This window comes from Pseudomonas mendocina, assembly GCF_003008615.1.
GTDB classification, from domain to species: domain Bacteria; phylum Pseudomonadota; class Gammaproteobacteria; order Pseudomonadales; family Pseudomonadaceae; genus Aquipseudomonas; species Aquipseudomonas mendocina_C.
Map to the genome: position 1 here is coordinate 3,949,315 of NZ_CP027657.1, position 21,752 is coordinate 3,971,066.

A 21,752-nucleotide genomic window follows, 5' to 3' on the forward strand; every position below is an offset into this window, starting at 1 on the left:
TGAGTGTTACGCTTATGCACATCATGGGAAGCATTCCCAATAAGCGCCAGCTACATCTGCAGCCTGCTTGTGTCAATCAGCAACTTATTGATTTTCATGAGTTTTATGTGCTGTATAAAAAATGCCCGATCTGAGCGAAGGCCCCATGCCACGGGGCTTTGGTAAGCTTGTTGAAGGTATTTTCACAGAGTTATCCACAGCTTCGGTGGATAAGCGAGGCAAGCCCAGACACTGCCTGGCTTGCCGAGGAGGGCCGATGAAAGCTCCATGGAAACTGACCCGTTACCTGCCCCTGGCGGCGCGCTTCCTGCGTGAGGGACGTCTACCGGAATTGCTCCGTGCGTTGGGTGACAAGCGTACGCCGCAGGGCGAGCGTTTCGCAGCGCTCAAAGAGGATCTGCGTCTGCTGCGCGCACTCTGCCTGGCCTGGTTCAAAGGTGAGTATCGGCAGATCAGCAGCCAGGCCTTGCTGATGGTGGTGGCGGCGCTTCTGTACTTCCTGAGCCCGCTGGATGCGATCCCTGACTGGTTGGTGGGCGTCGGCTTCGTCGATGATCTAGCCGTGCTGGCTTGGGTGATGCGCACCTGGCACGCCGAACTGGAGGCGTTCAAGGCCTGGCGCGACAAGCAGAGCCCGGAGCGCCTGGCGCTTATCGAACATTTGCCGACTGACGAGCAGACGGTTCACTCATAGCGACGCTGTGCGCGTCGGGAGTCATAGTTGTGGTTATGCACCGCTCTCAGTGCTATTGAGCACGCCCTGCAGGGCAGGGGCCTGTTAAGATGGCAGCTCGCAAGGAAGGTGCCGAGATCGTAGATCCTGCTTTCCAACGGCGTTATTGAGATGGAGAGCTCCATGACTGTGCAAATCATTGCCCGCGACGGCGAACCGGAATACGCCGTACTGCCCTGGGCCGATTACCAGGCCTTGTTGAAGGCGGCAGGGCGCGAGGAGTCCGCCGCAATCGCTGCCCCCACACCGGCTCCGACAGCCACTCGCGCGCCGCTGGAGCAGTTGCAAGTGTTGCGTGAGGCCAAGGGCTTGAGCCCGGAAGCACTGGCTCGCAGTGTAGGTATCAGCCCTCACTACCTGGCCATGATCGAGCGTGGTGAGCGCCAACCCGATGCCGCAATCCTGCGTTCGTTGGCCTGGGAGCTGGGCTTGGAGGGCTGGTCTTGAGCGTGCGCATCAGTCGCCAGCACTGGCAGGCCTTGCTCGCAGAGCTGGACGATGCCCGCCGCCAACGTCATCTGCTGACCTATCGCGCGTTGATCGAGCGCCTCGATCTACCGACTCCCGCCATGCAGACCCTTGCTGCGGCACTTGAGCATCTGGCTGCGCTCGATGCCCGTGCCGAACGTCCCCTGCGCAGCGCATTGGTGATCAGCCAGGGCGCAAGCCGTTTGCCGCGTACCGGTTTCTTCGACTGTGTAACGCGCCTGGGGCGTTTCAGTGGCGCTTCCGATGGCGTCGCGGCGGCGTCCTGGCACGCAGCAGAGGTTGTGCGTGTGTTCGAATTCGATTATCCCGCCGATGTCTAGGCTCCTCTGGCGTCTACGCGCTCGACTGGGCTACTGGCTGGCTCGACGGCTGTTCCATTGGCCATGGGTGATGCGTCAGCCGCGTGCCTGGCAGTGGATGCAGGGCCAGTACGGACGCATGGCCAACCTGGGCGACACTTCGGCGCAGAGCTTTTATGGCCATATCCTGCTGTTTCGCGGGCAAGGCCTGGGCGCGCGCGAGGAGGGGCTGCGTCTGTTGTGCCTGGCTGCTGCCGGTGGTGATGGCAAGGCTGCCTACCAGTTGGGGGTTCAGGCCCTGCAAGGCAATACCCGACAGGCACCGGACGGCCAGGAGGCCGTGCGCTACTGGACGCAAGCGCTGGCGGCCGGGCACCCGCTCGCAGCCAGTCGTCTCAGTCAGCTGTACCGTGACGGTGCGCCCGGTGTTGCAATCGATTCCACATTGGCCGAGCGTTATGCGGCACAGGCGGACGATGTCTCTCGTTCAGGCCGCTGATCCATCGAGAATATGCAGGCTGTAGCCCGGTATCGCCTTGGCCTGGCGCTTGGCTTCGGAGGCAAGCTCCGCCAGCCGCGAGGCATCCAGTTGCACGCAATCATCGCTGTGCAGATAAACCACACCGATGGAGAGTGACAGCAGCGCATATTCCTGGCGCTGGCCCTGTCGATTGTGTGCGCTGAAGCAGCCGGCCTGCAGGTGCTCTTCCCGATAGAACCGCCGGCATTGGCCCTGAAAATCCTCGATCAGACGACCAAGCTTGTCGCGCCAGTCGCTGGAACCGAGCACCAGCATGAAATCGTCGCCGCCGATATGGCCGACGAAGTCACGCGCAGGATCCACCTTATCGTTCAGGCACTGGGCCAGGCACAGCAGCACCTCGTCGCCCTTGGCATAACCATAGATATCGTTGAAGGGTTTGAAACTGTCGATATCGACGTAACACACCGCCGCCTCGCGTTGTTGTTGCAGCAGGCGGGTGAGGCACTGCTGGATCGGTACGTTGCCCGGTAGCAGGGTCAGTGGGTTGGCGTGGCGCGCCTGTTGTAGTTTTTGCTCGGTGATCAACTTGAGCACGTCGATGACGCGGCCCAGACCCAGGTAGCGCCCGCCCTGGATGATGATGAAGTCTTCTTCTATGCGTTGGCGCGCGCGGCTGGTGAGCAGGCGGCTGACCTTCTGCAGCGATTGCGTCAGCTCCACGGCGAGAAAATCCTGGCTCATCAGGCGGCTGATCGGCTTGCGGGCGAACAGGTCGGTGGCGAAGGGTTTGAGCAGGGCTTCGGAGAGCGAGTGGCGGTGGACGATACCGACTGGCTGGTTGTGCTGATCCAGCACCGCCAGCGAGTTGAGATTGGCCTGCGCGCGGAACGCGTCCAGCACCTCGGCGATGGCAGTGTGCTGATCCACAGCAGGTTGTTCGTTGAGCAGGGCGCTGAGGTCGTGGCTTTCCTCGCCGAGGCTGGTCTGGCTGCTTTGCAGTCTCGGTAGCAGTTGCCGGGCGTCACGCGGCGGTTTTTCCTGCGGCCGGCTGAGCAGATAGCCCTGCACCAGGTCGACGCCCATCTCGGCCAGTACCGCCAGCTCTTCAGCTTGCTCGATGCCTTCGGCAATCACCTGAGCGCGAGAGGCTGCGGCCATTTTCAGGATAGAGCCGACGAATTCGCGCTTCACCGCGTCCAGGTGGATGCCATCGATGAAATGGCGATCGATTTTCACGTAGTCCGGACGCAGCTCCGACCACAGGCGCAGGCTGGAATAACCTGCGCCGAGATCATCGAGGGCGATGGAAAATCCCATGGCGCGGTAGTGATGCAGGGCGTTGTCGAGCAGGCCGAAGTCTTCGGTGGGCGATTGCTCGGTGAGTTCGATCACCACCTGGCTGGGTGGGATGGCGAAGGCCTGCAGCAGTTTCAAGGTTCGCCCCGGCTGGTGGCTGGGGTCGAGCAACGACTCTGGCGAGACGTTGAGAAACAACTTGCCGTCCAGACCCTGGGCGCTGAAACCTCTGCAGGCGCTCTTGCGACAGGCCATCTCCAGTTCGCTCAGGCGCCCGGCGTGGCGGGCCACGGCAAACAGCGTCAGCGGTGAGTGCAGCGGACTGTTCGAGGGGCCGCGGGTCAAAGCTTCGTAGCCGAGAATGCGTTGCTCGGAAAGCGAAACAATGGGCTGGAACAGGCTGCTGAGGTCGCCGTGAGCGAGGATGTTACCCAGTGCGCTCAACTGCTCGGTGACGGTCATGGTGTTCTCGATCTGCCGGAAAACGAAGGGGCCGGTTTTTGACCGGCCCCTGCATTTCACGACAGTTCGATGACGATTTGATGACGTTAGACTACTTGCCTGTCAGTGCAGCGCCAGCGACGGGTTCAACCCCAGGTAGTCGAGTAGGATACGGCCGGACTCGGCGAGGTAGGCGTCGTCCTCCGGAGTGCTCTTCTCGTCGGCGACTGGCAGTGCATCCTCGTCTTCTTTCGCCAGTTCCTTGAGCGGTTCTTCGCCCTTGGCCTCGCGACGGTTGTTCTCCAGTGCCAATTGCTTGGCTTCGACTTCTGCCTGGCGCGCGCGGCGCGTCTTCTCGTTGAGACTGACGGTGGTTTCGGCCATCAGCTTCTTGGCCAGGGTCAGGCGGTCACGGGTGAAGACGAAGTCCGGATCCTTGGCGGTGCGCTGGTCATGGCGTGCCTTGAGCTCGCTGAGGAACGGCTTGATCGGGTCCAGCTCGGGCGTGATGGCCGGGCGAATGCTGTCCCAGGGCAGGGCGGCGGGCAGGGCGCTTTCGCCGATGTCCTTGGTATCCATGACATCCGGATAGAGGATGTCGGGGATTACGCCCTGATGCTGGGTGCTCTGTCCGGAAACGCGATAGAACTTGGCCAGGGTCAGCTTCAGCTCGCCATGGTTGAGCGGCTGAATGGTCTGCACGGTGCCTTTACCGAAGGTCTGACCACCGAGAATCAGCGCACGGTGATAGTCCTGCATGGCGCCTGCGAAAATCTCCGAGGCGGAGGCGGACAGGCGGTTCACCAGAACGGCGAGCGGGCCGTTGTAGTAGATGCCCTTGTTCTCGTCGGCGAGCACATCGACGCGGCCGTCGGCGTTGCGCACCAGGACGGTTGGGCCTTGTTCGATGAACAGGCTGGTCAGTTCGGTGGCTTCCTGCAGGGAGCCGCCGCCGTTGTTGCGCAGGTCAATGACCACGCCATCGACTTTCTCGGCCTGCAGTTCGTCGAGCAGGCGTTTGACGTCGCGGGTCGTGCTCTTGTAGTTCGGATCGCCGGCACGGAAGGCTTTGAAGTCGAGGTAGAAGGCCGGCAGTTCGATCACGCCGAGCTTGTAATCCCGGCCTTCGTGCTGCAGGTTCAGCACCTTCTTCTTGGCGGCCTGCTCTTCCAGCTTGACCGCTTCACGGGTGATGGTGACGACCTTGCTGGTCTGGTCACTGGGCGGATTGCTCGCTGGGATCACTTCCAGGCGCACGGTCGAACCTTTCGGGCCACGGATAAGCTTGACCACTTCGTCCAGGCGCCAGCCGATCACGTCGACCATTTCACCAGTGCCCTGTGCGACGCCGACGATCTTGTCGGCCGGGGCGATCTGTTTGCTCTTTTCTGCCGGGCCAGCTGGCACCAGGCGTACGACCTTGACGTGCTCGTTGTCACTCTGCAAAACGGCGCCGATACCTTCGAGCGACAGGCTCATGTTGATATCGAAGTTTTCCGCGTTGTCCGGCGAGAGGTAGGTGGTGTGCGGGTCGTAGGTGGTGGCGAAGGCGTTGATGTAGGCCTGGAACACATCCTCGCCACGGGTCTGCTTCAGACGCGCCGCCTGATTCTTGTAGCGCTTGGTCAGCAGTTCCTGAATATCCTTGGTTTCCTTGCCGGCGATCTTCAGGCGCAGCACTTCGTCCTTGACGCGTTTGCGCCACAGGTCGTCGAGTTCGGCGCGGTTTTTCGCCCAGGGCGCTTTCTCGCGATCCACTTCCAGGGTTTCGTCGATGCTGAAGTCGATCTTGTCGACGCCCTTGGCGAGCTCTGCCAGGGCGAAATCGATCCGCTCCTGCAGGCGCGTCAGGTGACGGCGATAGATGGCGAAACCGGGTTCGAGGTCGCCGCTTTTCAGCAGGTCATCGAACTTGGTGCGCCACTGGTTGAATTCGGCGATGTCGGCCGCGGTGAAATAGCTGCGCGTCGGATCGAGCAACTTCAGGTAGTTGTCATAGATCTGGATCGAGCGTTCGTCGTTCAGCGGCGGCTTGTTGTAGTGATGCCGCCGCAGCAGTTCCACCACGTTGAGGCTGGCAATCACCTGCTCGCGATCTGGCTGCAGATATTCCCAGCTGGCGGCAGTGGTGGTCTTAGCCGCCAGCGGCAGAGCGCTGAAACCAAGGACAAGGGCGAGGGCGGTGCTTGCGAGAGAGCGCTTCATGCTGATTCGACGTAGTGGCAAGTGATAACGCATATTAGGCCGTAATTGAGGGCGCCAGGTTCCGTTGGCGCTAGGCAAAAGCCCAGCGGTCAGCGCTGGGCTCGGTTCACTTGCACTATGGAGGCAGCATGAAGGCATTGCAAGGCGTCGAAGGACGTGCGGAATGGCTGGAGCAACCCGCGCAGGCATGTGACGCGGGACAGATCAGGGTCAAGGTGGCTGCCGCTGGGCTCAACCGCGCCGACCTTTTGCAGCGCGCCGGTCTGTATCCGCCGCCACCGGGTGCCAGCCAGGCGCTTGGGCTGGAATGCTCCGGTATGGTGATCGAAGTGGGTGCCGGTAGTGCCTGGCAGATAGGCGATCAGGTCTGTTGTTTGCTGGCTGGTGGAGGCATGGCCGAAGAGGTGGTGCTCGATGCGCGTCATGCGCTGCCGGTACCCGAAGGCGTCAGCCTGATCGAGGCGGCTGCATTGCCGGAGGTGTATGCCACTGCCTGGCTCAACCTGTTCCAGCTCGGCGGCCTGCGGCCAGGTGAAAAGGTGCTGTTGCATGCCGGAGCCAGCGGCGTCGGCTCTGCTGGCATTCAATTATGCAAGGCGTTCGGCAGCCCGTGCTGGGTCAGCGTCGGTTCAGCCGAGCGCCTGGCATACTGCGAGGCGCTCGGTGCCCAGGGTGGCGCGCTACGTGGCGAGGATCTGCAAAGCCTGCGCGACTTCGGCCCCTTCGACGTGATTCTCGATCCGGTCGGCGGGCAATATGCGCAGCTCAACCTCGAACTGCTGGCGCGTGATGGTCGTTGGATCAACATCGGGCTGATGGGCGGCCGCGAAGCCACGCTAGATCTGGCGCAGGTATTGGGCAAGCGCATTCAGCTGATCGGCTCGACCTTGCGCAATCGTGATGACCAGTTCAAGGCCGATCTGTTGCGCGATCTGCAGCAGCATGTCTGGCCGCTGTTCGCCGAGGGGCGATTAAAGCCGCAACTGGAGCGCAGTTTTGCGATCAAAGACAGTGAAGCGGCGTTCGAGACACTCGCCGGTAACCAAGTGGCAGGTAAACTGGTGTTGCTGATCGATGCCGATCAGGTTTGATTCAGGTCTCTAGCCCGCGTCTGGCGCGGGCTTTTTCATCGATTGGTGCATTCAATCGATATCATGGCCGTAATCAATAAGCTTTTTTCTGTTAGGTAGCTAAGATGGCACCTGTAGATTTTCAACCCCTCACAGAAACCTCAGAAGGAGTCAGCAATGTCCCTCATCAACACTCAAGTGCAACCGTTCAAGGTCAACGCTTTCCACGCTGGCGAGTTCGTCGAGCTCACCGAGCAGTCCCTGCTGGGCAAGTGGTCCGTGCTGATCTTCATGCCGGCTGCCTTTACCTTCAACTGCCCGACTGAGATCGAAGACGCTGCCAACAACTACGCCGAGTTCCAGAAGGCCGGTGCCGAGGTCTACATCGTGACCACCGACACCCACTTCTCGCACAAGGTATGGCACGAAACTTCGCCAGCCGTTGGCAAGGCTCAGTTCCCGCTGATCGGTGACCCGACTCACCAGCTGACCAACGCTTTCGGCGTGCACATTCCGGAAGAAGGTCTGGCCCTGCGTGGCACCTTCGTGATCAACCCGGAAGGCGTGATCAAGACTCTGGAAATCCACTCGAACGAAATCGCTCGTGACGTTTCCGAGACCCTGCGCAAGCTGAAGGCCGCTCAGTACACCGCTGCTAACCCGGGTCAGGTTTGCCCGGCCAAGTGGAAAGAAGGCGAAGCCACTCTGGCTCCTTCGCTGGATCTGGTTGGCAAGATCTAAAAACGGCTTCAGAGCTGCTGCGTTCGGCTAGGCAGCGTTGTAATCAGACTCGGGCTTGTAGCCCTCAGCAGATTACGCCTTGCCTAGCCGTCGCTCGCGACGCTCTGAAATCCGTTTTGCAATTGCTACTTGCGCTGTTTGGGCCATCAACCGGCCCTTGTGGTGCCCGATGCCCGGGCGCGATCCGTCCGGGCATTTTATTGCCCGAATTTTCGTATTTGAGGAATTTCCGCCATGTTGGACGCCAATCTTAAAGCCCAGTTGAAGGCCTACCTGGAAAAGGTCACCCTGCCGTTCGAGATCGTTGCGTCCCTCGATGACGGCGCGAAATCCCAGGAGCTGCTCGGGCTGTTGCAAGACATCGTCGGTCTGACCGACAAGATCACCCTGAAGACCGATGGCAACGACGCCCGTCGTCCGTCGTTCTCGCTGAACCGCCCTGGTGCGGATATCGGCCTGACGTTCGCCGGCATCCCCATGGGCCATGAGTTCACCTCGCTGGTACTGGCATTGCTGCAAGTGGGTGGCCACCCGTCCAAGCTGGACGCCGACACCATTGCGCAGATCAAGAGCATCGAAGGCAAGTTCGAGTTCGAGACCTACTTCTCGCTCTCCTGCCAGAACTGCCCGGACGTGGTGCAGGCACTGAACCTGATGGCGGTGCTCAACCCCAATATCCGCAACGTCTCCATCGACGGCGCGCTGTTCCAGGAAGAAGTCGAGCGTCGTCAGATCATGGCCGTGCCGAGTATCTACCTGAATGGTGAAGTGTTCGCTTCCGGCCGTATGGAGGTGAAGGAAATCCTCGCCAAGATCGATACCGGTGCCGCCAACCGCGACGCCGAGAAGATGAGCGCCAAGGACGCCTTCGATGTACTGGTGGTCGGTGGTGGCCCGGCGGGTGCTGCTGCTGCGATCTACGCTGCGCGCAAGGGTATCCGTACCGGTGTTGCCGCCGAGCGCTTCGGCGGCCAGGTGCTCGATACCATGGCCATCGAGAACTTCATCTCCGTCAAGGAGACTGAAGGCCCGAAACTGGTGCGTGCCCTTGAAGAGCACGTCAAGGAATACGAAGTCGACATCATGAACCTGCAACGCGCCTCGGCCCTGGTGCCGGCGGCAGCCGAAGGTGGTCTGCACGAGGTCAAGTTCGAGAGCGGTGCTTCGCTCAAGGCCAAGACCGTGATTCTGGCCACCGGCGCCCGCTGGCGTGAAATGGGTGTGCCGGGCGAGCAGGAATACAAGGCCAAGGGCGTGTGCTTCTGCCCGCACTGCGATGGCCCGCTGTTCAAGGGCAAGCGCGTGGCGGTGATCGGCGGCGGTAACTCTGGTGTTGAGGCTGCCATCGACCTGGCCGGTATCGTCGCTCACGTGACCCTGCTGGAGTTCGCCGACACCCTGCGTGCTGACGCCGTGCTGCAGAAGAAGCTCTACAGCCTGCCGAACGTGACTGTGATCAAGAGTGCGCAGACCACCGAGGTCAAGGGCGACGGGCAGAAGGTCAACGGCCTGGTGTACAAGGATCGCACCACCGAGGAACTGCACACCGTCGAGCTGGAAGGCATCTTTGTGCAGATCGGTCTGCTGCCCAACAGTGATTGGCTCAAAGGCACCATCGAGCTCAACCGTTTTGGTGAGATCGTCGTCGATGCCAAGGGCAACACCAACGTGCCGGGCGTGTTCGCTGCCGGTGACGTGACGACTGTGCCGTACAAGCAGATCGTCATCGCCATGGGCGAGGGTTCGAAAGCATCGCTCTCGGCCTTCGATCACCTGATCCGCCACAGCTGATCGGTTGTTGCATGAATGAAAAAGGCCACCCCTTGGGGTGGCCTTTTTTGTGGCTGGTGGGTGTGCTCGTGCGTTAGCGATGGGCCGCTCTTGTAGGGTGCGCCATGCGCACCGGTATCACGGTGTCGCATCGTCGGTGCGCACGGTGCACCCTACGGGTGAGGTATCCCTCAGCGCTTCAGACCGCCCAGGGTCAGCGGCATCTGGCGGTTCACGTCCTTGTACAGCAGGTAACGGAAGCGGCTCGGGCCGCCGGCATAGCAGGCCTGCGGGCAGAAGGCGCGCAGCCACATGAAGTCACCGGCCTCGACCTCGACCCAGTCCTGGTTCAGGCGATACACCGCTTTGCCTTCCAGCACGTACAGGCCGTGCTCCATGACGTGGGTTTCGGCGAACGGAATCACGCCGCCTGGCTCGAAGTTGACGATATTGACGTGCATGTCATGGCGCATGTCCTTGATGTCGACGAAGCGCGTGGTGCTCCAGCGGCCTTCGGTACCCGGCATGACGATCGGTTCGATGTCCTGCTCGTTGGTGACGAAGGCTTCCGGATAGGGCACACCCTCGACCGGTTGGTAGGCCTTGCGCAGCCAGTGGAAACGCACGGCTTCGCTGCCGTTGTTGCGCAGCGACCAGTCGCTTTGTGGTGGGATGAAGGCGTAGCTGCCCGGACGCATGGCGTGCTGGGTGCCGTTGAGGGTCAGGCTGAACTCGCCTTCGACGACGAAGATCACGCCTTCGGCAGTGGCATCCAGTTCCGGCTTGTCGCTGCCGCCGTTCGGGCCGACTTCGACGATGTACTGCGAGAAGGTTTCGGCGAAACCGGTCAGCGGGCGGGCGATGACCCACATGCGCATGTTGTCCCAGAACGGCAGGTGGCTGGTGACGATGTCACGCATCACGCCTTTGGGAATCACGGCATAGGCTTCGGTGAACATGGCGCGGTCGGTCAGCAATTGCTCCTGACCTGGGTGGCCGCCATGCGGGGCGTAATAGTAGGGAGACTTGCTCATCGGGCGATGGCCTCTACGGGTTGATGACGCAGGGCTCGACCCCGCGCGGGAAACTGACCGGGACACTATAAGGAGATCGTGAACCGATTCGGAAATTAAATAGTAGAATGCGGGTCAGTGGATTTCATGATGGGTTGTCGCCGTGCTCGATCCGATTCTTCTGCGCAGTTTTCTCGCCGTGGTGCAGACCGGCGGCTTTACCCGGGCCGCGGCCAGCCTGCACCTGACCCAGTCCACCGTCAGCCAACAGATCCGTCGTCTGGAAGAACAGATCGGCGCCGAACTGCTCGATCGCAGTGGCCGCTACGTGGTCACCACCACCGAGGGCGAGCGTCTGCTCAGCTATGCCCAGCGTATCGTCGCGCTGATGGACGAGGCGCTGCTGGCACTGGGGCAGAACACCCTGGAAGGTGAGGTGCGCCTGGGCGTGCCAGACGACTTCGCGGCCAACAGCCTGACGCCTTATCTGGCGGATTTCGCCGACGCGCATCCCGGTATCCGTCTGGAGATCACCAGCGGCCTGAGCCATGACGTATGGCGCGCCTTCAATGCCGGAGAGCTGGATCTGGCGCTGATCAAGCAGCGTGCCGGCAGCGCCAAGGGCCTGGCCAGCTGGGCCGAGCCGGTGGCCTGGCTGGACAGCCGTGCGCGCCCGGTGCTGGCGCGCAATCCGGTGCCGCTGGCGGTGTTTCCTCCCAACGGCCTGTATCGCCTGGAAATGACCCATGCACTGGATGCCATGGGCAAGCCCTGGCGCATCGCCTACGTCAGCAGCAGTTTGCCCGGCGTCAGTGCGGCGGCCGAAGGCGGGCTGGGCCTGACCCTGCTGCCGCGCCGGCTGATCACCTCGGAGCACCGCGAACTGGGGGAGGCCGATGGCTTTCCCGCCGTGCCGCCGGTCGAGGTGGCGCTGCATGCCAGACCGCAGTTACCCGGTTATGCCCGTGAACTGGTGGCGGTATTGATCGAGGCTTGCGGGACGATCATGCGAGTGCTCTGAGAATCTGTTCACGATCTGCTGCGCGTCGGCCCTACTGCGTTAAAAACAGGCTGGAGCGCCAGCCCGGTCGGAAGCTGCTTGCAGCTAACGCGCTTTAGCGCGGCCCGAAGGGCGAACGAAGTGAGTACTGCTCATGTACAACTCGTACACTCCGCGTCCTCGCCTGTTTGCGGGGCCGCCATCGGTATTGTATGGCTCTAGCTCGCGAGATCGTGAACAGGTTCTGAGTAGTTGTTCAAAGTCTGCTGAGCGTCGATGAACAGCGTTGCAAACGACCTGGCTTGTCAGCTCTTTCGAAATGCCAAGTTACAACATTCGAGGCCGAATGGACTGCTTGTCTGTGGCGTGGAAGAGCTTGGGGAAGTGCTGGAACGCCCGTGCTAGAGCGGTGGGTTGTTGAGGAAGTCAATATAGCTATTGGGTGTTTCAGACTAATGTCTTAGTCCGCCTGTCAGCGTTCCTTTGTAGGATCGAGCCCTCTAATTCCAATAACAACAATGAAAGAGGCAATACCTATGGCAGATGAGAAATCCAACGCTGAAGCCTATTGGGCGGCGAACCTTCGCCTGATCTTCTGGAGTCTGGTGGTTTGGGCTCTGTGTTCCTACGGTTTCGGCATCATCTTGCGGCCACTGCTGGCGGGCATCTCCGTTGGTGGAGCGGATCTTGGTTTCTGGTTCGCTCAGCAAGGCTCGATCCTCACCTTTGTCGTTCTGATCTTCCACTACAGCTGGAGGATGAACAAACTCGACAAAGAATATGGCCTTGAGGAGTAAGCCCGCATGAGTCAATTCGCAATCAACATCCTCTTCGTGGGGGCGTCGTTCGCGCTCTACATCGGCATCGCGCTCTGGGCACGAGCCGGCTCCACCAAGGAGTTCTACGTCGCCGGTGGCGGCGTAGGCCCCATTCCTAATGGCATGGCGACCGCTGCCGACTGGATGTCGGCGGCTTCCTTCATTTCCATGGCGGGGCTGATTTCCGTCGGTTACGTCAACTCGTCCTTCCTGATGGGCTGGACCGGTGGCTATGTGCTGCTGGCCATGCTGCTGGCGCCCTACTTGCGCAAGTTCGGCAAGTTCACCGTGCCGGATTTCGTGGGGGATCGCTTCTACAGCAAAGGTGCACGTCTCACCGCCGTCATCGCGCTGCTGCTCACCTCGATCACCTACGTGATCGGCCAGATGAGCGGTGCCGGTGTGGCGTTCGCGCGCTTTCTGGAAGTCAGCAACTCCACCGGTATCTGGATCGCTTCGGCGGTGGTCTTCATCTACGCGGTCATCGGTGGCATGAAGGGCATCACTTACACCCAGGTGGCCCAGTACGTCGTGCTCATCGTCGCCTACACCATTCCGGCGGTGTTCATCTCGCTGCAATTGACCGGCAACCCGTTGCCGCAACTGGGCATGTTCGGCACCCATACCGAATCCGGTATGCCGCTGCTGAGCAAGCTCAATGAGGTGGTGCGTGAGCTGGGCTTCCAGGACTACACCGCGGATGTTTCCAACAAGTTCAACATGGTGCTGTTCACGCTGTCGCTGATGATCGGTACGGCTGGTTTGCCGCACGTGATCATTCGCTTCTTCACCGTACCGAAGGTTTCCGATGCACGTTCGTCCGCTGGCTGGGCGCTGGTGTTCATCGCCCTGCTGTACACCACTGCACCGGCGGTCGCGTCCATGGCGCGTCTGAACCTGATCACCACCGTTTACCCCAATGGTGTGGAGCAGCCGTCGCTGGAGTACGCCGAGCGTCCGGAGTGGGTGAAGAACTGGGAAAACACCGGCCTGATCAAGTTCGAGGACAAGAACAACGATGGCCGTATCCAGATGTACAACCCAACTGCCGACTTTGCTGAGCGTGGCTGGGCCGGTAACGAGCTGGAAGTGAACTCCGACATTCTGGTTCTGGCCAACCCGGAAATCGCCAACCTGCCAGGTTGGGTGATTGGTCTGATCGCGGCGGGCGCCATCGCGGCGGCGTTGTCCACGGCGGCGGGGCTGTTGCTGGCGATCTCCTCGGCGGTCAGTCATGACCTGATCAAGACGATCATCAATCCGAAAATCAGTGAAAAGTCGGAAATGCTCGCGGCACGTATCTCCATGGCCGTGGCGATTCTGGTGGCGACCTACCTTGGACTCAATCCACCAGGCTTCGCCGCGCAGGTGGTGGCGCTGGCCTTCGGTATTGCCGCGTCGTCGATCTTCCCGGTGTTGATGATGGGGATTTTCTCCAAGCGTATTAACAGCGCTGGCGCGGTTTCGGGTATGGTTGCCGGCCTGTTGTTCACGGTGGTGTATATCTTCATCTACCTGGGCTGGTTCTTCATTCCGGGCACCAATACCCTGCCGAACACGCCTGACAACTGGCTGCTGGGTATCTCCCCGCTGTCCATCGGTAGCGTGGGTGCGCTGATCAACTTCGCGGTGGCTTTCGCAGTTTCCCGCGTAACCGCACCACCACCTCAGGAAGTTCAGGATCTGGTGGAAAGCGTCCGTTATCCGAAGGGTGCTGGCGGTGCCATCAGCCACTGATTGACACCCCTGACGAACCGGGACGAGCATTCGGTTCGGGTTCGATCCAAGCGGGCTTCCCCTGAAAAGGAAGCCCGCCTTATTTTCGGAAAAATCTATGATCTGGCACTTGGTTGCATTGGTGTTCGCCGGCCTTGGGGCCGCGAGTATTGGTTTCCTGCTGCGCTCGTTGAGCGGAAAGAAATTGCCAGGGTGGATCGTTCCTGCTTTCGCTGGTTTGGGAATGCTGGGCTATCAGATCTACTACGAATACTCCTGGGCCGAGCACAAGCAGAGTCAGCTGCCCGCAGGCTCGGCGGTCGTCGAATATGAGCGCGAGCAGCAGATTCTGCGACCCTGGACTTATCTGATGCCGATGACCGTGGGTTTCAGCGTGGTGGATACCGCTAATATCCAGAGCGCTGAGCAGGATGGGCAACGCATCAAGCAGTTCATCCTCTATCGCTTCGAGAAGGAGTATGTGGATCGGCTCACCCACCAGACCTATCTGCTCAACTGTGACAGTGCGGAGATGGTGTCGGTCAGCGAGAACAACCCGCGTCTGCGTCAGCTCGAGCGTAGCGATGAGCTGTACCGCGTCGTTTGCCTATAACGCCTTTGCGTCCAATGAAAATGCCGTTCACCCAGGTGAACGGCATTTTTTCTATTGCTCCTACGTATCGCGCTAGCGCCACGTGAGGATCGGCCAGCCCGCTTGTTCGGCATGTGCGCGCAGGGTCGGATCCGGATTGACGGTGAAGGGGTTGTCCACCACCTGCAGCAACGGCAGGTCGTTGCGTGAGTCGGAGTAGAAGCAGGAGCCGGCGAGCGTCTCGTTCTGTTCGATCATCCAGCTTTCCAGGCGGATCACCTTGCCTTCGCGATAGGTCAGCACGCCTTCGGTGCGCCCCGTATAGAAGCCGTGCTGTTGCTCCAGGTCGATGGCCAATACCTCGTCGATACCGAAGCGCTCGGCAATCGCGCTGACCAGGAAATGCGCCGAAGCCGAGATCACCAACAGGCGGTCGCCTGCGGCGCGGTGCGCGGCCAGGGCGCGGCTGGCATCGCTGTAGAGAACCGGTTCGATCACATCCTCGACGAAGGGCTCGACCACGTGGGCGACCTCCTCGGGCGTGCGGCCGACCAGCGGCGACAGGGTGAAGGTCATGTAGTCCTCCATGGCCAGCGTGCCGGCTGCATACTGGCGCATCAGCTCCTGCTCATGGGCGAGGAAGGACTCGCCGTCGGCCCAGCCGAGCTTGACCATTTCCTGCGACCACAGGGTGGAGCAATCGCCATGGATCAGGGTGTCGTCGAGATCGAAAATCGCCAGGGCCATTACGCCACCTCCCGGATTGCATCGGCGCCAATCGCCAGGCTGACGCTCTGGCCTTCTCGGTGCAGGTCAGCGGCGCAGCGATTGAGCACGTCCACCAGCAGTTCCACGCCTCGGGCCTCGACCCGGTAGCGCACGACGTTTCCCAGCAGGCTGTGGCTGAGAATGGTGCCTTCGATACCGAGGCCGCCAATCTGGATGGCTTCCGGGCGAATCGCCACGCTGCTGCTCACCGGGCGCAGCAGCAGGCGGCTGGCGGCATCGGCATCGAGCAGGTTGTAGTTGCCGATGAAGCCGGCGGCGAAGGCATCGGCCGGTGCGGTGTACAGCGTTTCGGCGTCGCCGCTCTGGACGATCTGGCCGTCGTTCATCAGCACGATGCGGTCGGACAGCACCAGCGCCTCTTCCTGATCGTGGGTGACGAAGATGGTGGTCAGACCCAGCTCGCGCTGGATGGCGCGAATCTGTTCACGCAGGTGCTTGCGGATGCGCGCATCCAGTGCCGACAGCGGCTCGTCGAGCAGCAGCAAGCGTGGACGGGTGACCAGCGAGCGAGCCAGGGCCACGCGCTGGCACTGGCCACCGGAGAGCTGGTGCGGGTAGCGTCCGGCGTAGTCGTTCAGCTCCACCAGTTCCAGCGCTTCGGCGACGCGCTGATTGGCTTCGGCCGTCGGTACTTTCTGCATGCGCAGGCCGAAGGCGACGTTCTGCGCCACGGTCATGTTGGGGAACAGCGCATAGCTCTGGAACACCATGCCGATGCCGCGCTTCTGTGGCGGCATGGGCACCAGATCCTGGCCATCGAGCAGGATCTGCCCGCCATCGACCGCCGTCAGGCCGGCGATGCAGCGCAGCAGGGTGGACTTGCCGCAGCCGGACGGGCCGAGCAGGGTGATGAACTGACCCTGGCCGATCTCGATATTGATGTCGGTGAAGACCCGCGTCGGGCCGTAGCTTTTATGCAGGTTGTGGATATGCAGAAAACTCATGATTTGTCCTTGTTCAGACGATTGGCTGCCCAGGTCATCAGCAGCACGAACATGAAGTAGGAGATCACCAGGGCGCTGGTGAAATGGCCGCTGTCGTTACGCATGTTGTACAGGTACACCTGCAGCGTCTCGTAGCGGCTGCCCACCAGCAGGTTGGCGAAGACGAATTCGCCGAACAGGAAGCTGAAGGACAGGAACACCGAAACCATCAAACCCTTGCGCAGGTTCGGCAGCACCACCATGAAGGCCACGCGCCAGGTGCTGGCACCCAGCAGGTGAGCGGCGTCCATCAGGTCGCGCAGGTTGATCGCCTGCAGGTTGTTGGTGATGGCGCGGTACATGAAGGGCAGGGCGATGGTGAAGTAGCAGCCGATCAGTATCCATGGCGTACCGAGAATCGGCAGTGGGCCCGCCGCGAACAGCTGCATCAGGCCCACCGAAGACACCACCGGCGGAATGGCGAACGGCAGCAGGATCAGCACATTCATCACGCCGTCGAGCTTGGGGAAGTGGTAGTTGACCACGAACAGCAGCGGCAGGATCAGCAGCAGCGCCAGTGCCAGGGCGCCAAAGCAGACCAGCAGTGAGCGGCCGAAGGCGGCGAGAAAGCGTGCATCGCTCCACAGCGCCACGTACCACTTGAAGGTGAAGCCGCTGGGCAGGATGGTTGCCGACCAACTGGTGGACAGCGAGTACACCAGGGTGCCGAGCAGCGGCAGCAGCAGGATCAGAAACAGTAGGTAGACCACCAGTTGGTGGAACAGCGGCGAGCGTTTTTCAGCGGGCGACATGGTAGCTCCGGCGCAGCAGCCATTGGTGGACGATGGTGATCAGAGTCATCAGGCCAACCAGCACCATGGCCAGTGCGCTGGCCATGTTCGGATCGAGGAAGATGTCGCCGGAAACCATCGCCGCGATACGGATCGGCAGGATGTTGAAGTTGCCGGTGGTCAGCGCGTACACCGTGGCGTAGGCGCCCAGGGCGTTGGCCAGCAGGATGACGAAGGTGCCGAGCAGTGCCGGGGTCAGCACCGGCAGGCCGATGTGCCGCCAGAACTGCCAGTTGCTGGCACCGAGCAACTCGGCCGACTCGCGCCAGTCTTCACGCAGGGCGTCGAAGGCCGGGTAGAGCAGCAGCACGCCGAGCGGAATCTGGAAGTAGGTGTAGAGCACGATCAGGCCGGTCTTGGAGTAGAGGTTGAAGTCCTCGATCACGCCCATCTGCTTGAGCAGGATGGTCAGTGCGCCGTTGAAGCCGAGCAGGATGATGAAGGCGAAGGCCAGCGGTACACCGGAGAAGTTGCTGGTCATGTTGGAAAAAGCCATGACGAAGTCGCGCAGACGGCTGCTGACCTGTCGCAGCGAGTAGCTGCCGATGATGGCGATGACGATGCCGAACAGGCTCGACCAGAAGGCGATCTCCAGGCTGTGGCGCATGGCCTGGCGGTAGAACGGCGAGGAGAAGGCCTGCTGGAAATTGCCCAGCCCCCAGCCTTGTGGCGTATTCAAGCTATTGCTCGCCACCCAGGCCAGTGGCGCGATCTGGAAGGCGATGAAGAACAGGGCAAAGGGCACCAGGCACAGCAGTGCCCAACCCTTGCTGGAAATCGACGACTTCATGCGAGTAGCTCCCTGCACCAGGGTTTGTCGTGGGCGACGCCGAGCAACTGGCAGATGGTGCCGCACAACTCTGTCTGTTGCAGGCGGGCTGCCGGGTCGAGGCTGAAGGCGCTGCCGAGGACGATCAGCGGCACTTCGCGCTCTTCCGGCAGCACGCCGTTGTGGCTGCGGTCGTTGTTCATGCCGTGGTCGGCGGTCACCAGGATCTGGTAACCAGCGTCGAGCCAGGTCTGGATGTATTCGGCCAACAGCACGTCGGCCATGCGCGCAGCGTTGCGGTATTGCGGGCTGTCGAGGCCGTGCTTGTGCCCGGCATCGTCGATGTTCATCGGGTGCACCAGCAGCAGGTTGGGCTGATGGCGCTGACGCAGGCTGTCGGCATCGGCGAACAGGTGCGAGTCCGGGTAGTGGTCGGCGTAATAGAAGTGGCCGTGCTGGATCGGTAGCGACTCATCGCTGGTATGGCGGTCACGGGTTGCCTGGAACGGCGCGCGGTTGTACAGCTCGCTGACCCAGTGATAGGCCGCAGCGGCGGTAGTCAGGCCGGTGTCGCGGGCGTAGTGGAAGACGCTGCGCTGGTTCGACAGGCGCACCACATCGTTGTGCACGATACCGCTGTCGATAGGCGCGACACCGGTGAGGATGCACTCATAGAGCGGGCGGGACAGCGCGGGCAGCGCGCAGTCGAGCTTGTACAGCGCGGCGCGTCCGGCCTGGCAGTGAGCCAGCAGGTGGCCCAGCGCATGCTGGGCCACCTGATAACTCAGGCCATCCAGCACCACCAGGATGACGTTGTGCTTCATCGGTTGCTCTCGTTCGGTCGTAGCTCGTAACCCGGATGCAATCCGGGGGCGTACTTGGCGATTGCCCCGGATTGCATCCGGGCTACGGATCAATGGCGGCGCGACGGCATCAATTCATGTTGATGATTACGTGCTCCTGCCACAGGCGTGGCAGCATCTTGGAGGTGTTCTCCCAGGCCGCGGCGTCCTTGATCGGCTGCACCTTGGCGTATTGCTCCTGCGGCAGCAGCTTGGCCTGTACCTCGGCCGGCAGGTCGATGTGTTCGGCGCGGATTGGACGGGCGTTGCCCTTGGCCAGGTTGATCTGCCCGGCATCGCTGAGGATGTACTCGCGGGTCAGCTTGGCGGCGTTGGGATTCTTCGCCCACTTGTTGATGATGGTGCTGTAGCCGGAGATCACCGAACCGTCGGAGGGGATCAGCACCTCGAAGCGCTCGGGGTCGATCTGGGCGCGGTAGGACAGGCCGTTGAAGTCCCAGACAATGCCGACTTCCACTTCACCCTTTTCCAGCGTCTGGATGGTCGGGTTGGCCAGCGACAGGCGTCGCTGCTTGGCCAGCTCACCGTAGAAATCCAGCGCCGGCTGCACGTTGCTCTCGTTGCCGCCCATGGCGATGGCGGCAGCCAGTACGCCGTTCACGGCTTGTGCCGCGGTGCTCACGTCACCGGCGGAAACCTTGTAGGTGCCGGTCTTGAGGTCGGCCCAGGAGCGCGGAATGTCCTTGACCAGCTGCTTGTTGACGATGAAGGCAATGGAGCCGGTGTAGGCCAGCATCCAGTGGCCGTCCTTGTCCTTGGCCCAGTCCGGAATCTGCTCCCAGGTGCTCGGCTTGTACGGCTGGGTCACGCCCTGCTGCACGGCGATGGGGCCGAAGGCGGCGCCGACGTCACCGATATCGGCGGTGGCATTGTCCTTCTCGGCGGCGAACTTGGCGATTTCCTGTGCCGAGCTCATGTCGGTGTCCTGGTGCTTGAGGCCGTAGAGTTTGCTCAGGTCGGCCCAGGTGTCTTTCCAGTTGGCCCAGCTGTCGGGCATACCCACGCTGTTCACCGCGCCTTCTGCGCGTGCGGCCTGTTCCAGTGCCTGCAAGTCAGTGCTTTCGGCCATGGCGGAAGTCGCCAGAGCGATGGCCGAGCCCATCAGTGAAGCCAGCAGCAGTTGTTTCATCGGAAACTCCTTTGCAGTGAGAGTGTTGGTCTAGATCAGCAATGTCCGCGCCAATCTAGGTGCCTTCGATGACAGTTTCATGTCCAGCCATGGGATGTAGATGTCCAGGTGCAGTCAGCTGGCGCGCTCATCAAGCGTAGACCATGGGTAAGTGGCTGATTTCCCGGGCAGTGAGTCCATATGGCGATGGCATGCAGCGTGCTTGCAGCAGGGTTGTCATCTATCAGTCATCTAGACTGCCTAGGCTCGTAACCCATCCGAGCGAGTGACTTTTGCCCTGTGTTGGGGCTGGACTAGTCCAAAAGGGGAAATATTGATGCGCGAAGAAGCGCCGCGGGCCGTCACCCTCATTTGTCGCGCCTTGCAGGAGCAGATCGACCGGGGCCTATTGCCCGCTGGCAGCAAGTTGCCGGCCGAGCGCAAGCTCAGCGAGCTGTTCGACACCACGCGTATTACCCTGCGCGAGGCGCTTGGCCAGTTGGAGGCGCAGGGGCTGGTCTACCGCGAGGAGCGCCGCGGCTGGTTCGTCTCGCCGGCGCGGGTGGCGTACAACCCCCTGGTGCGCACGCACTTCCATGCCATGGTCGCCGAGCAGGGACGTGTGCCTGCCACAGAGGTCCTGAGTGCGCGGCTGATGCCGGCCAGCGCACAGATCTGCCAGGTACTGGAGCTGCCGGCGTTATCCAGCGTTTATCAGGTGTGCCGGGCACGGCGTATCGACGGGCGTCTGGTGCTGTATGTCGAGCACTACCTCAATCCGGCCTACTTCCCCGGCATTCTCGACTTCGACCTGACCCGTTCGCTGACTGACCTCTATGCCAACGAATACGGGATTCATTATGGCCGGGTGCGTTTCGATATGGTGCCCACCGCGCTGCATGCCGAGGCGGCGGCCTGCCTGCGTGTGGCGCCAGGCAGCCCGGCGCTGCGCATCATCCGGGTCAACCGTGACCAGCACGGGCGCATCATCGATTGCGACCTGGAGTTCTGGAGACACGATGCGATTCACGTCAGCGTCGAAGTGCCCGAGTAGCGCGCTGAGCTTGCCGGCAGACTTCGAATTGCCAGTGCACAAGTCGGGGCGGGCTCAATCCTTAGAGCGTGTTCAAAGTCTGCTGCGCGTCGGCCATGCAGCGTTGAACTCAAGCTCAGAATGCTCATTTACAGCTCGTAAACTGCGCTTCTTCGCTCGATTTCGCCTTGCCTGGCTCTAGCTCGAGAGACTTTGAACAGGCTCTTAGAGGCCGATGCGCATGGCGCACCCTACCGTTCGTCGTCTTCGATGATGTTTTTCCGGCCAATGTCGAAATGCGCTCGCCGCGTTCGACTATCCAGTACTCACCGCATCGGAACTGGAGCGCGCCATGAAATACCTCTGCCTCGTTTATGCCAATGAGCAGGAGCTGCACAGCTCCCCGGACAGCCCCCACGACAGTGAATGCCACGCCTATGCCCGGCGTGTGCAGGAGAGTGGGCGCATGCTCGCCGCCGAGGCGCTGCAGTCGGTGCAGACCGCGACCACCGTGCGCATGCGCGGCGGCAAGCTGGCCATCACCGATGGTCCGTTCGCTGAAACCAAGGAGCAGCTCGCCGGCTTCTATCTGATCGAGGCGCGTGATCTCAACGAGGCCATCCAGCTCGCCGGGCACATTCCTGCGGCCCGCGTTGGCTGCGTTGAGGTGCGTCCGGTTCGCCAACTGGATATCGACCCGGCCGCTCAGCAGTGAGCGGCCAGCGTCCATCAAGCGTAGGAGAGCCGTC

22 protein-coding genes are annotated in these 21,752 nt (G+C 61.4%); 13 read left to right on the forward strand and 9 right to left on the reverse strand.

Annotation, left to right across the window (positions count from 1 at the left end; all coding sequences use genetic code 11):
* Positions 1 to 256: 256 nt before the first annotated feature.
* The 4 genes from C7A17_RS18380 to C7A17_RS18395 all read left to right on the forward strand — a co-directional run bounded on the left by C7A17_RS18380 (position 257) and on the right by C7A17_RS18395 (position 2,020).
* Positions 257 to 694: a YkvA family protein gene (locus C7A17_RS18380; protein ID WP_106739371.1), complete on the forward strand. Its 438-nt coding sequence runs from the start codon at positions 257 to 259 to the stop codon at positions 692 to 694.
* A 162-nt stretch (positions 695 to 856) separates the two neighbouring features.
* The gene (locus C7A17_RS18385; RefSeq protein WP_106739372.1) at positions 857 to 1,180 is read left to right on the forward strand and encodes a helix-turn-helix domain-containing protein; all 324 of its coding nucleotides are present in this window, start codon (positions 857 to 859) and stop codon (positions 1,178 to 1,180) included.
* On the forward strand, positions 1,177 to 1,542 hold the full coding sequence (locus C7A17_RS18390; protein WP_106739373.1) for a hypothetical protein: 366 nt from the start codon (positions 1,177 to 1,179) through the stop codon (positions 1,540 to 1,542). The genes C7A17_RS18385 and C7A17_RS18390 overlap by 4 nt, the downstream gene beginning before the upstream one ends.
* Positions 1,535 to 2,020, forward strand: coding sequence for an SEL1-like repeat protein (locus C7A17_RS18395; RefSeq protein WP_106739374.1), 486 nt, complete (start codon positions 1,535 to 1,537; stop codon positions 2,018 to 2,020). The genes C7A17_RS18390 and C7A17_RS18395 overlap by 8 nt, the downstream gene beginning before the upstream one ends.
* Here the strand turns inward: C7A17_RS18395 and C7A17_RS18400 are convergent.
* Both C7A17_RS18400 and C7A17_RS18405 read right to left on the reverse strand, forming a co-directional pair.
* Positions 2,009 to 3,763, reverse strand: coding sequence for a bifunctional diguanylate cyclase/phosphodiesterase (locus tag C7A17_RS18400; protein ID WP_106739375.1), 1,755 nt, complete (start codon positions 3,761 to 3,763; stop codon positions 2,009 to 2,011). The two genes, C7A17_RS18395 and C7A17_RS18400, sit on opposite strands and share 12 nt — an antisense overlap.
* 102 nt (positions 3,764 to 3,865) lie before the next feature.
* The gene (locus tag C7A17_RS18405) at positions 3,866 to 5,947 is read right to left on the reverse strand and encodes a carboxy terminal-processing peptidase (RefSeq protein ID WP_179624245.1); all 2,082 of its coding nucleotides are present in this window, start codon (positions 5,945 to 5,947) and stop codon (positions 3,866 to 3,868) included.
* A 128-nt stretch (positions 5,948 to 6,075) separates the two neighbouring features.
* Here C7A17_RS18405 and C7A17_RS18410 point away from each other — a divergent pair, with 128 nt between their 5' ends.
* The 3 genes from C7A17_RS18410 (at position 6,076) to ahpF (ending at position 9,549) form a co-directional block, all read left to right on the forward strand.
* Positions 6,076 to 7,038 carry a zinc-binding dehydrogenase gene (locus C7A17_RS18410; protein ID WP_106739377.1) on the forward strand — a complete coding sequence of 321 codons (963 nt, stop codon included), beginning with the start codon at positions 6,076 to 6,078 and terminating at the stop codon, positions 7,036 to 7,038.
* A 156-nt stretch (positions 7,039 to 7,194) separates the two neighbouring features.
* Positions 7,195 to 7,758, forward strand: coding sequence for an alkyl hydroperoxide reductase subunit C (gene ahpC, locus C7A17_RS18415; protein WP_106739378.1), 564 nt, complete (start codon positions 7,195 to 7,197; stop codon positions 7,756 to 7,758).
* A 234-nt stretch (positions 7,759 to 7,992) separates the two neighbouring features.
* On the forward strand, positions 7,993 to 9,549 hold the full coding sequence (gene ahpF / locus C7A17_RS18420; RefSeq protein WP_106739379.1) for an alkyl hydroperoxide reductase subunit F: 1,557 nt from the start codon (positions 7,993 to 7,995) through the stop codon (positions 9,547 to 9,549).
* A 170-nt stretch (positions 9,550 to 9,719) separates the two neighbouring features.
* Here ahpF and C7A17_RS18425 read toward each other — a convergent pair whose 3' ends face one another.
* Positions 9,720 to 10,562, reverse strand: a complete 843-nt coding sequence (locus tag C7A17_RS18425; protein WP_106739380.1) for a bifunctional allantoicase/(S)-ureidoglycine aminohydrolase — start codon at positions 10,560 to 10,562, stop codon at positions 9,720 to 9,722.
* Between the two features lie 142 nt (positions 10,563 to 10,704).
* On the opposite strand from C7A17_RS18425, the gene C7A17_RS18430 reads away from it, so the two are divergent.
* From C7A17_RS18430 to C7A17_RS18445, 4 genes are all read left to right on the forward strand, one after another.
* A complete protein-coding gene (locus C7A17_RS18430) occupies positions 10,705 to 11,562 on the forward strand; it encodes a LysR substrate-binding domain-containing protein (protein ID WP_106739381.1) in 858 nt (285 codons plus the stop codon).
* A 515-nt stretch (positions 11,563 to 12,077) separates the two neighbouring features.
* The gene (locus C7A17_RS18435) at positions 12,078 to 12,338 is read left to right on the forward strand and encodes a DUF4212 domain-containing protein (protein ID WP_106739382.1); all 261 of its coding nucleotides are present in this window, start codon (positions 12,078 to 12,080) and stop codon (positions 12,336 to 12,338) included.
* 6 nt (positions 12,339 to 12,344) lie between these two features.
* Positions 12,345 to 14,096, forward strand: coding sequence for a sodium:solute symporter family protein (locus C7A17_RS18440; protein WP_106739383.1), 1,752 nt, complete (start codon positions 12,345 to 12,347; stop codon positions 14,094 to 14,096).
* Positions 14,097 to 14,193: 97 nt separating this feature from the next.
* Complete coding sequence (locus C7A17_RS18445; RefSeq protein WP_106739384.1) at positions 14,194 to 14,688, forward strand: hypothetical protein; 495 nt, start codon at positions 14,194 to 14,196, stop codon at positions 14,686 to 14,688.
* Positions 14,689 to 14,760: 72 nt separating this feature from the next.
* Here the strand turns inward: C7A17_RS18445 and C7A17_RS18450 are convergent, their stop codons facing one another.
* The 6 genes from C7A17_RS18450 to C7A17_RS18475 form a co-directional block, all read right to left on the reverse strand.
* Positions 14,761 to 15,414, reverse strand: a complete 654-nt coding sequence (locus C7A17_RS18450; protein ID WP_106739385.1) for an HAD family hydrolase — start codon at positions 15,412 to 15,414, stop codon at positions 14,761 to 14,763.
* Positions 15,414 to 16,400, reverse strand: coding sequence for an ABC transporter ATP-binding protein (locus C7A17_RS18455; RefSeq protein WP_106739386.1), 987 nt, complete (start codon positions 16,398 to 16,400; stop codon positions 15,414 to 15,416). Before C7A17_RS18455 ends, C7A17_RS18450 begins: the two co-directional genes overlap by 1 nt.
* Positions 16,397 to 17,191, reverse strand: a complete 795-nt coding sequence (locus tag C7A17_RS18460) for an ABC transporter permease (RefSeq protein ID WP_106739387.1) — start codon at positions 17,189 to 17,191, stop codon at positions 16,397 to 16,399. Before C7A17_RS18460 ends, C7A17_RS18455 begins: the two co-directional genes overlap by 4 nt.
* Positions 17,178 to 18,020, reverse strand: a complete 843-nt coding sequence (locus C7A17_RS18465) for an ABC transporter permease (protein ID WP_106739388.1) — start codon at positions 18,018 to 18,020, stop codon at positions 17,178 to 17,180. The genes C7A17_RS18460 and C7A17_RS18465 overlap by 14 nt, the downstream gene beginning before the upstream one ends.
* Positions 18,017 to 18,823 (reverse strand): alkaline phosphatase family protein, encoded by an 807-nt coding sequence (locus C7A17_RS18470; RefSeq protein WP_106739389.1) that lies wholly within the window; start codon positions 18,821 to 18,823, stop codon positions 18,017 to 18,019. Before C7A17_RS18470 ends, C7A17_RS18465 begins: the two co-directional genes overlap by 4 nt.
* Positions 18,824 to 18,932: 109 nt before the next feature.
* The gene (locus tag C7A17_RS18475) at positions 18,933 to 19,991 is read right to left on the reverse strand and encodes an ABC transporter substrate-binding protein (RefSeq protein WP_106739390.1); all 1,059 of its coding nucleotides are present in this window, start codon (positions 19,989 to 19,991) and stop codon (positions 18,933 to 18,935) included.
* 316 nt (positions 19,992 to 20,307) lie between these two features.
* Here C7A17_RS18475 and C7A17_RS18480 point away from each other — a divergent pair, with 316 nt between their 5' ends.
* Positions 20,308 to 21,024, forward strand: a complete 717-nt coding sequence (locus C7A17_RS18480) for a UTRA domain-containing protein (protein WP_106739391.1) — start codon at positions 20,308 to 20,310, stop codon at positions 21,022 to 21,024.
* A 331-nt stretch (positions 21,025 to 21,355) separates the two neighbouring features.
* Positions 21,356 to 21,718 carry a YciI family protein gene (locus tag C7A17_RS18485; protein WP_106739392.1) on the forward strand — a complete coding sequence of 121 codons (363 nt, stop codon included), beginning with the start codon at positions 21,356 to 21,358 and terminating at the stop codon, positions 21,716 to 21,718.
* The last annotated feature ends 34 nt before the right edge of the window (positions 21,719 to 21,752 follow it).

Excerpts from the sequence above, each read along its gene's own strand:
- C7A17_RS18380 (WP_106739371.1), top strand. The coding sequence starts at position 257 with ATGAAAGCTCCATGGAAACTGACCCGTTACCTGCCCCTGGCGGCGCGC.
- C7A17_RS18385 (WP_106739372.1), top strand. The coding sequence starts at position 857 with ATGACTGTGCAAATCATTGCCCGCGACGGCGAACCGGAATACGCCGTA.
- C7A17_RS18395 (WP_106739374.1), top strand. The coding sequence starts at position 1,535 with ATGTCTAGGCTCCTCTGGCGTCTACGCGCTCGACTGGGCTACTGGCTG.
- C7A17_RS18400 (WP_106739375.1), bottom strand. The coding sequence starts at position 3,763 with ATGACCGTCACCGAGCAGTTGAGCGCACTGGGTAACATCCTCGCTCAC.
- C7A17_RS18405 (WP_179624245.1), bottom strand. The coding sequence starts at position 5,947 with ATGAAGCGCTCTCTCGCAAGCACCGCCCTCGCCCTTGTCCTTGGTTTC.
- C7A17_RS18410 (WP_106739377.1), top strand. The coding sequence starts at position 6,076 with ATGAAGGCATTGCAAGGCGTCGAAGGACGTGCGGAATGGCTGGAGCAA.
- ahpC (WP_106739378.1), top strand. The coding sequence starts at position 7,195 with ATGTCCCTCATCAACACTCAAGTGCAACCGTTCAAGGTCAACGCTTTC.
- ahpF (WP_106739379.1), top strand. The coding sequence starts at position 7,993 with ATGTTGGACGCCAATCTTAAAGCCCAGTTGAAGGCCTACCTGGAAAAG.
- C7A17_RS18425 (WP_106739380.1), bottom strand. The coding sequence starts at position 10,562 with ATGAGCAAGTCTCCCTACTATTACGCCCCGCATGGCGGCCACCCAGGT.
- C7A17_RS18435 (WP_106739382.1), top strand. The coding sequence starts at position 12,078 with ATGGCAGATGAGAAATCCAACGCTGAAGCCTATTGGGCGGCGAACCTT.
- C7A17_RS18440 (WP_106739383.1), top strand. The coding sequence starts at position 12,345 with ATGAGTCAATTCGCAATCAACATCCTCTTCGTGGGGGCGTCGTTCGCG.
- C7A17_RS18445 (WP_106739384.1), top strand. The coding sequence starts at position 14,194 with ATGATCTGGCACTTGGTTGCATTGGTGTTCGCCGGCCTTGGGGCCGCG.
- C7A17_RS18450 (WP_106739385.1), bottom strand. The coding sequence starts at position 15,414 with ATGGCCCTGGCGATTTTCGATCTCGACGACACCCTGATCCATGGCGAT.
- C7A17_RS18455 (WP_106739386.1), bottom strand. The coding sequence starts at position 16,400 with ATGAGTTTTCTGCATATCCACAACCTGCATAAAAGCTACGGCCCGACG.
- C7A17_RS18460 (WP_106739387.1), bottom strand. The coding sequence starts at position 17,191 with ATGTCGCCCGCTGAAAAACGCTCGCCGCTGTTCCACCAACTGGTGGTC.
- C7A17_RS18465 (WP_106739388.1), bottom strand. The coding sequence starts at position 18,020 with ATGAAGTCGTCGATTTCCAGCAAGGGTTGGGCACTGCTGTGCCTGGTG.
- C7A17_RS18470 (WP_106739389.1), bottom strand. The coding sequence starts at position 18,823 with ATGAAGCACAACGTCATCCTGGTGGTGCTGGATGGCCTGAGTTATCAG.
- C7A17_RS18475 (WP_106739390.1), bottom strand. The coding sequence starts at position 19,991 with ATGAAACAACTGCTGCTGGCTTCACTGATGGGCTCGGCCATCGCTCTG.
- C7A17_RS18480 (WP_106739391.1), top strand. The coding sequence starts at position 20,308 with ATGCGCGAAGAAGCGCCGCGGGCCGTCACCCTCATTTGTCGCGCCTTG.
- C7A17_RS18485 (WP_106739392.1), top strand. The coding sequence starts at position 21,356 with ATGAAATACCTCTGCCTCGTTTATGCCAATGAGCAGGAGCTGCACAGC.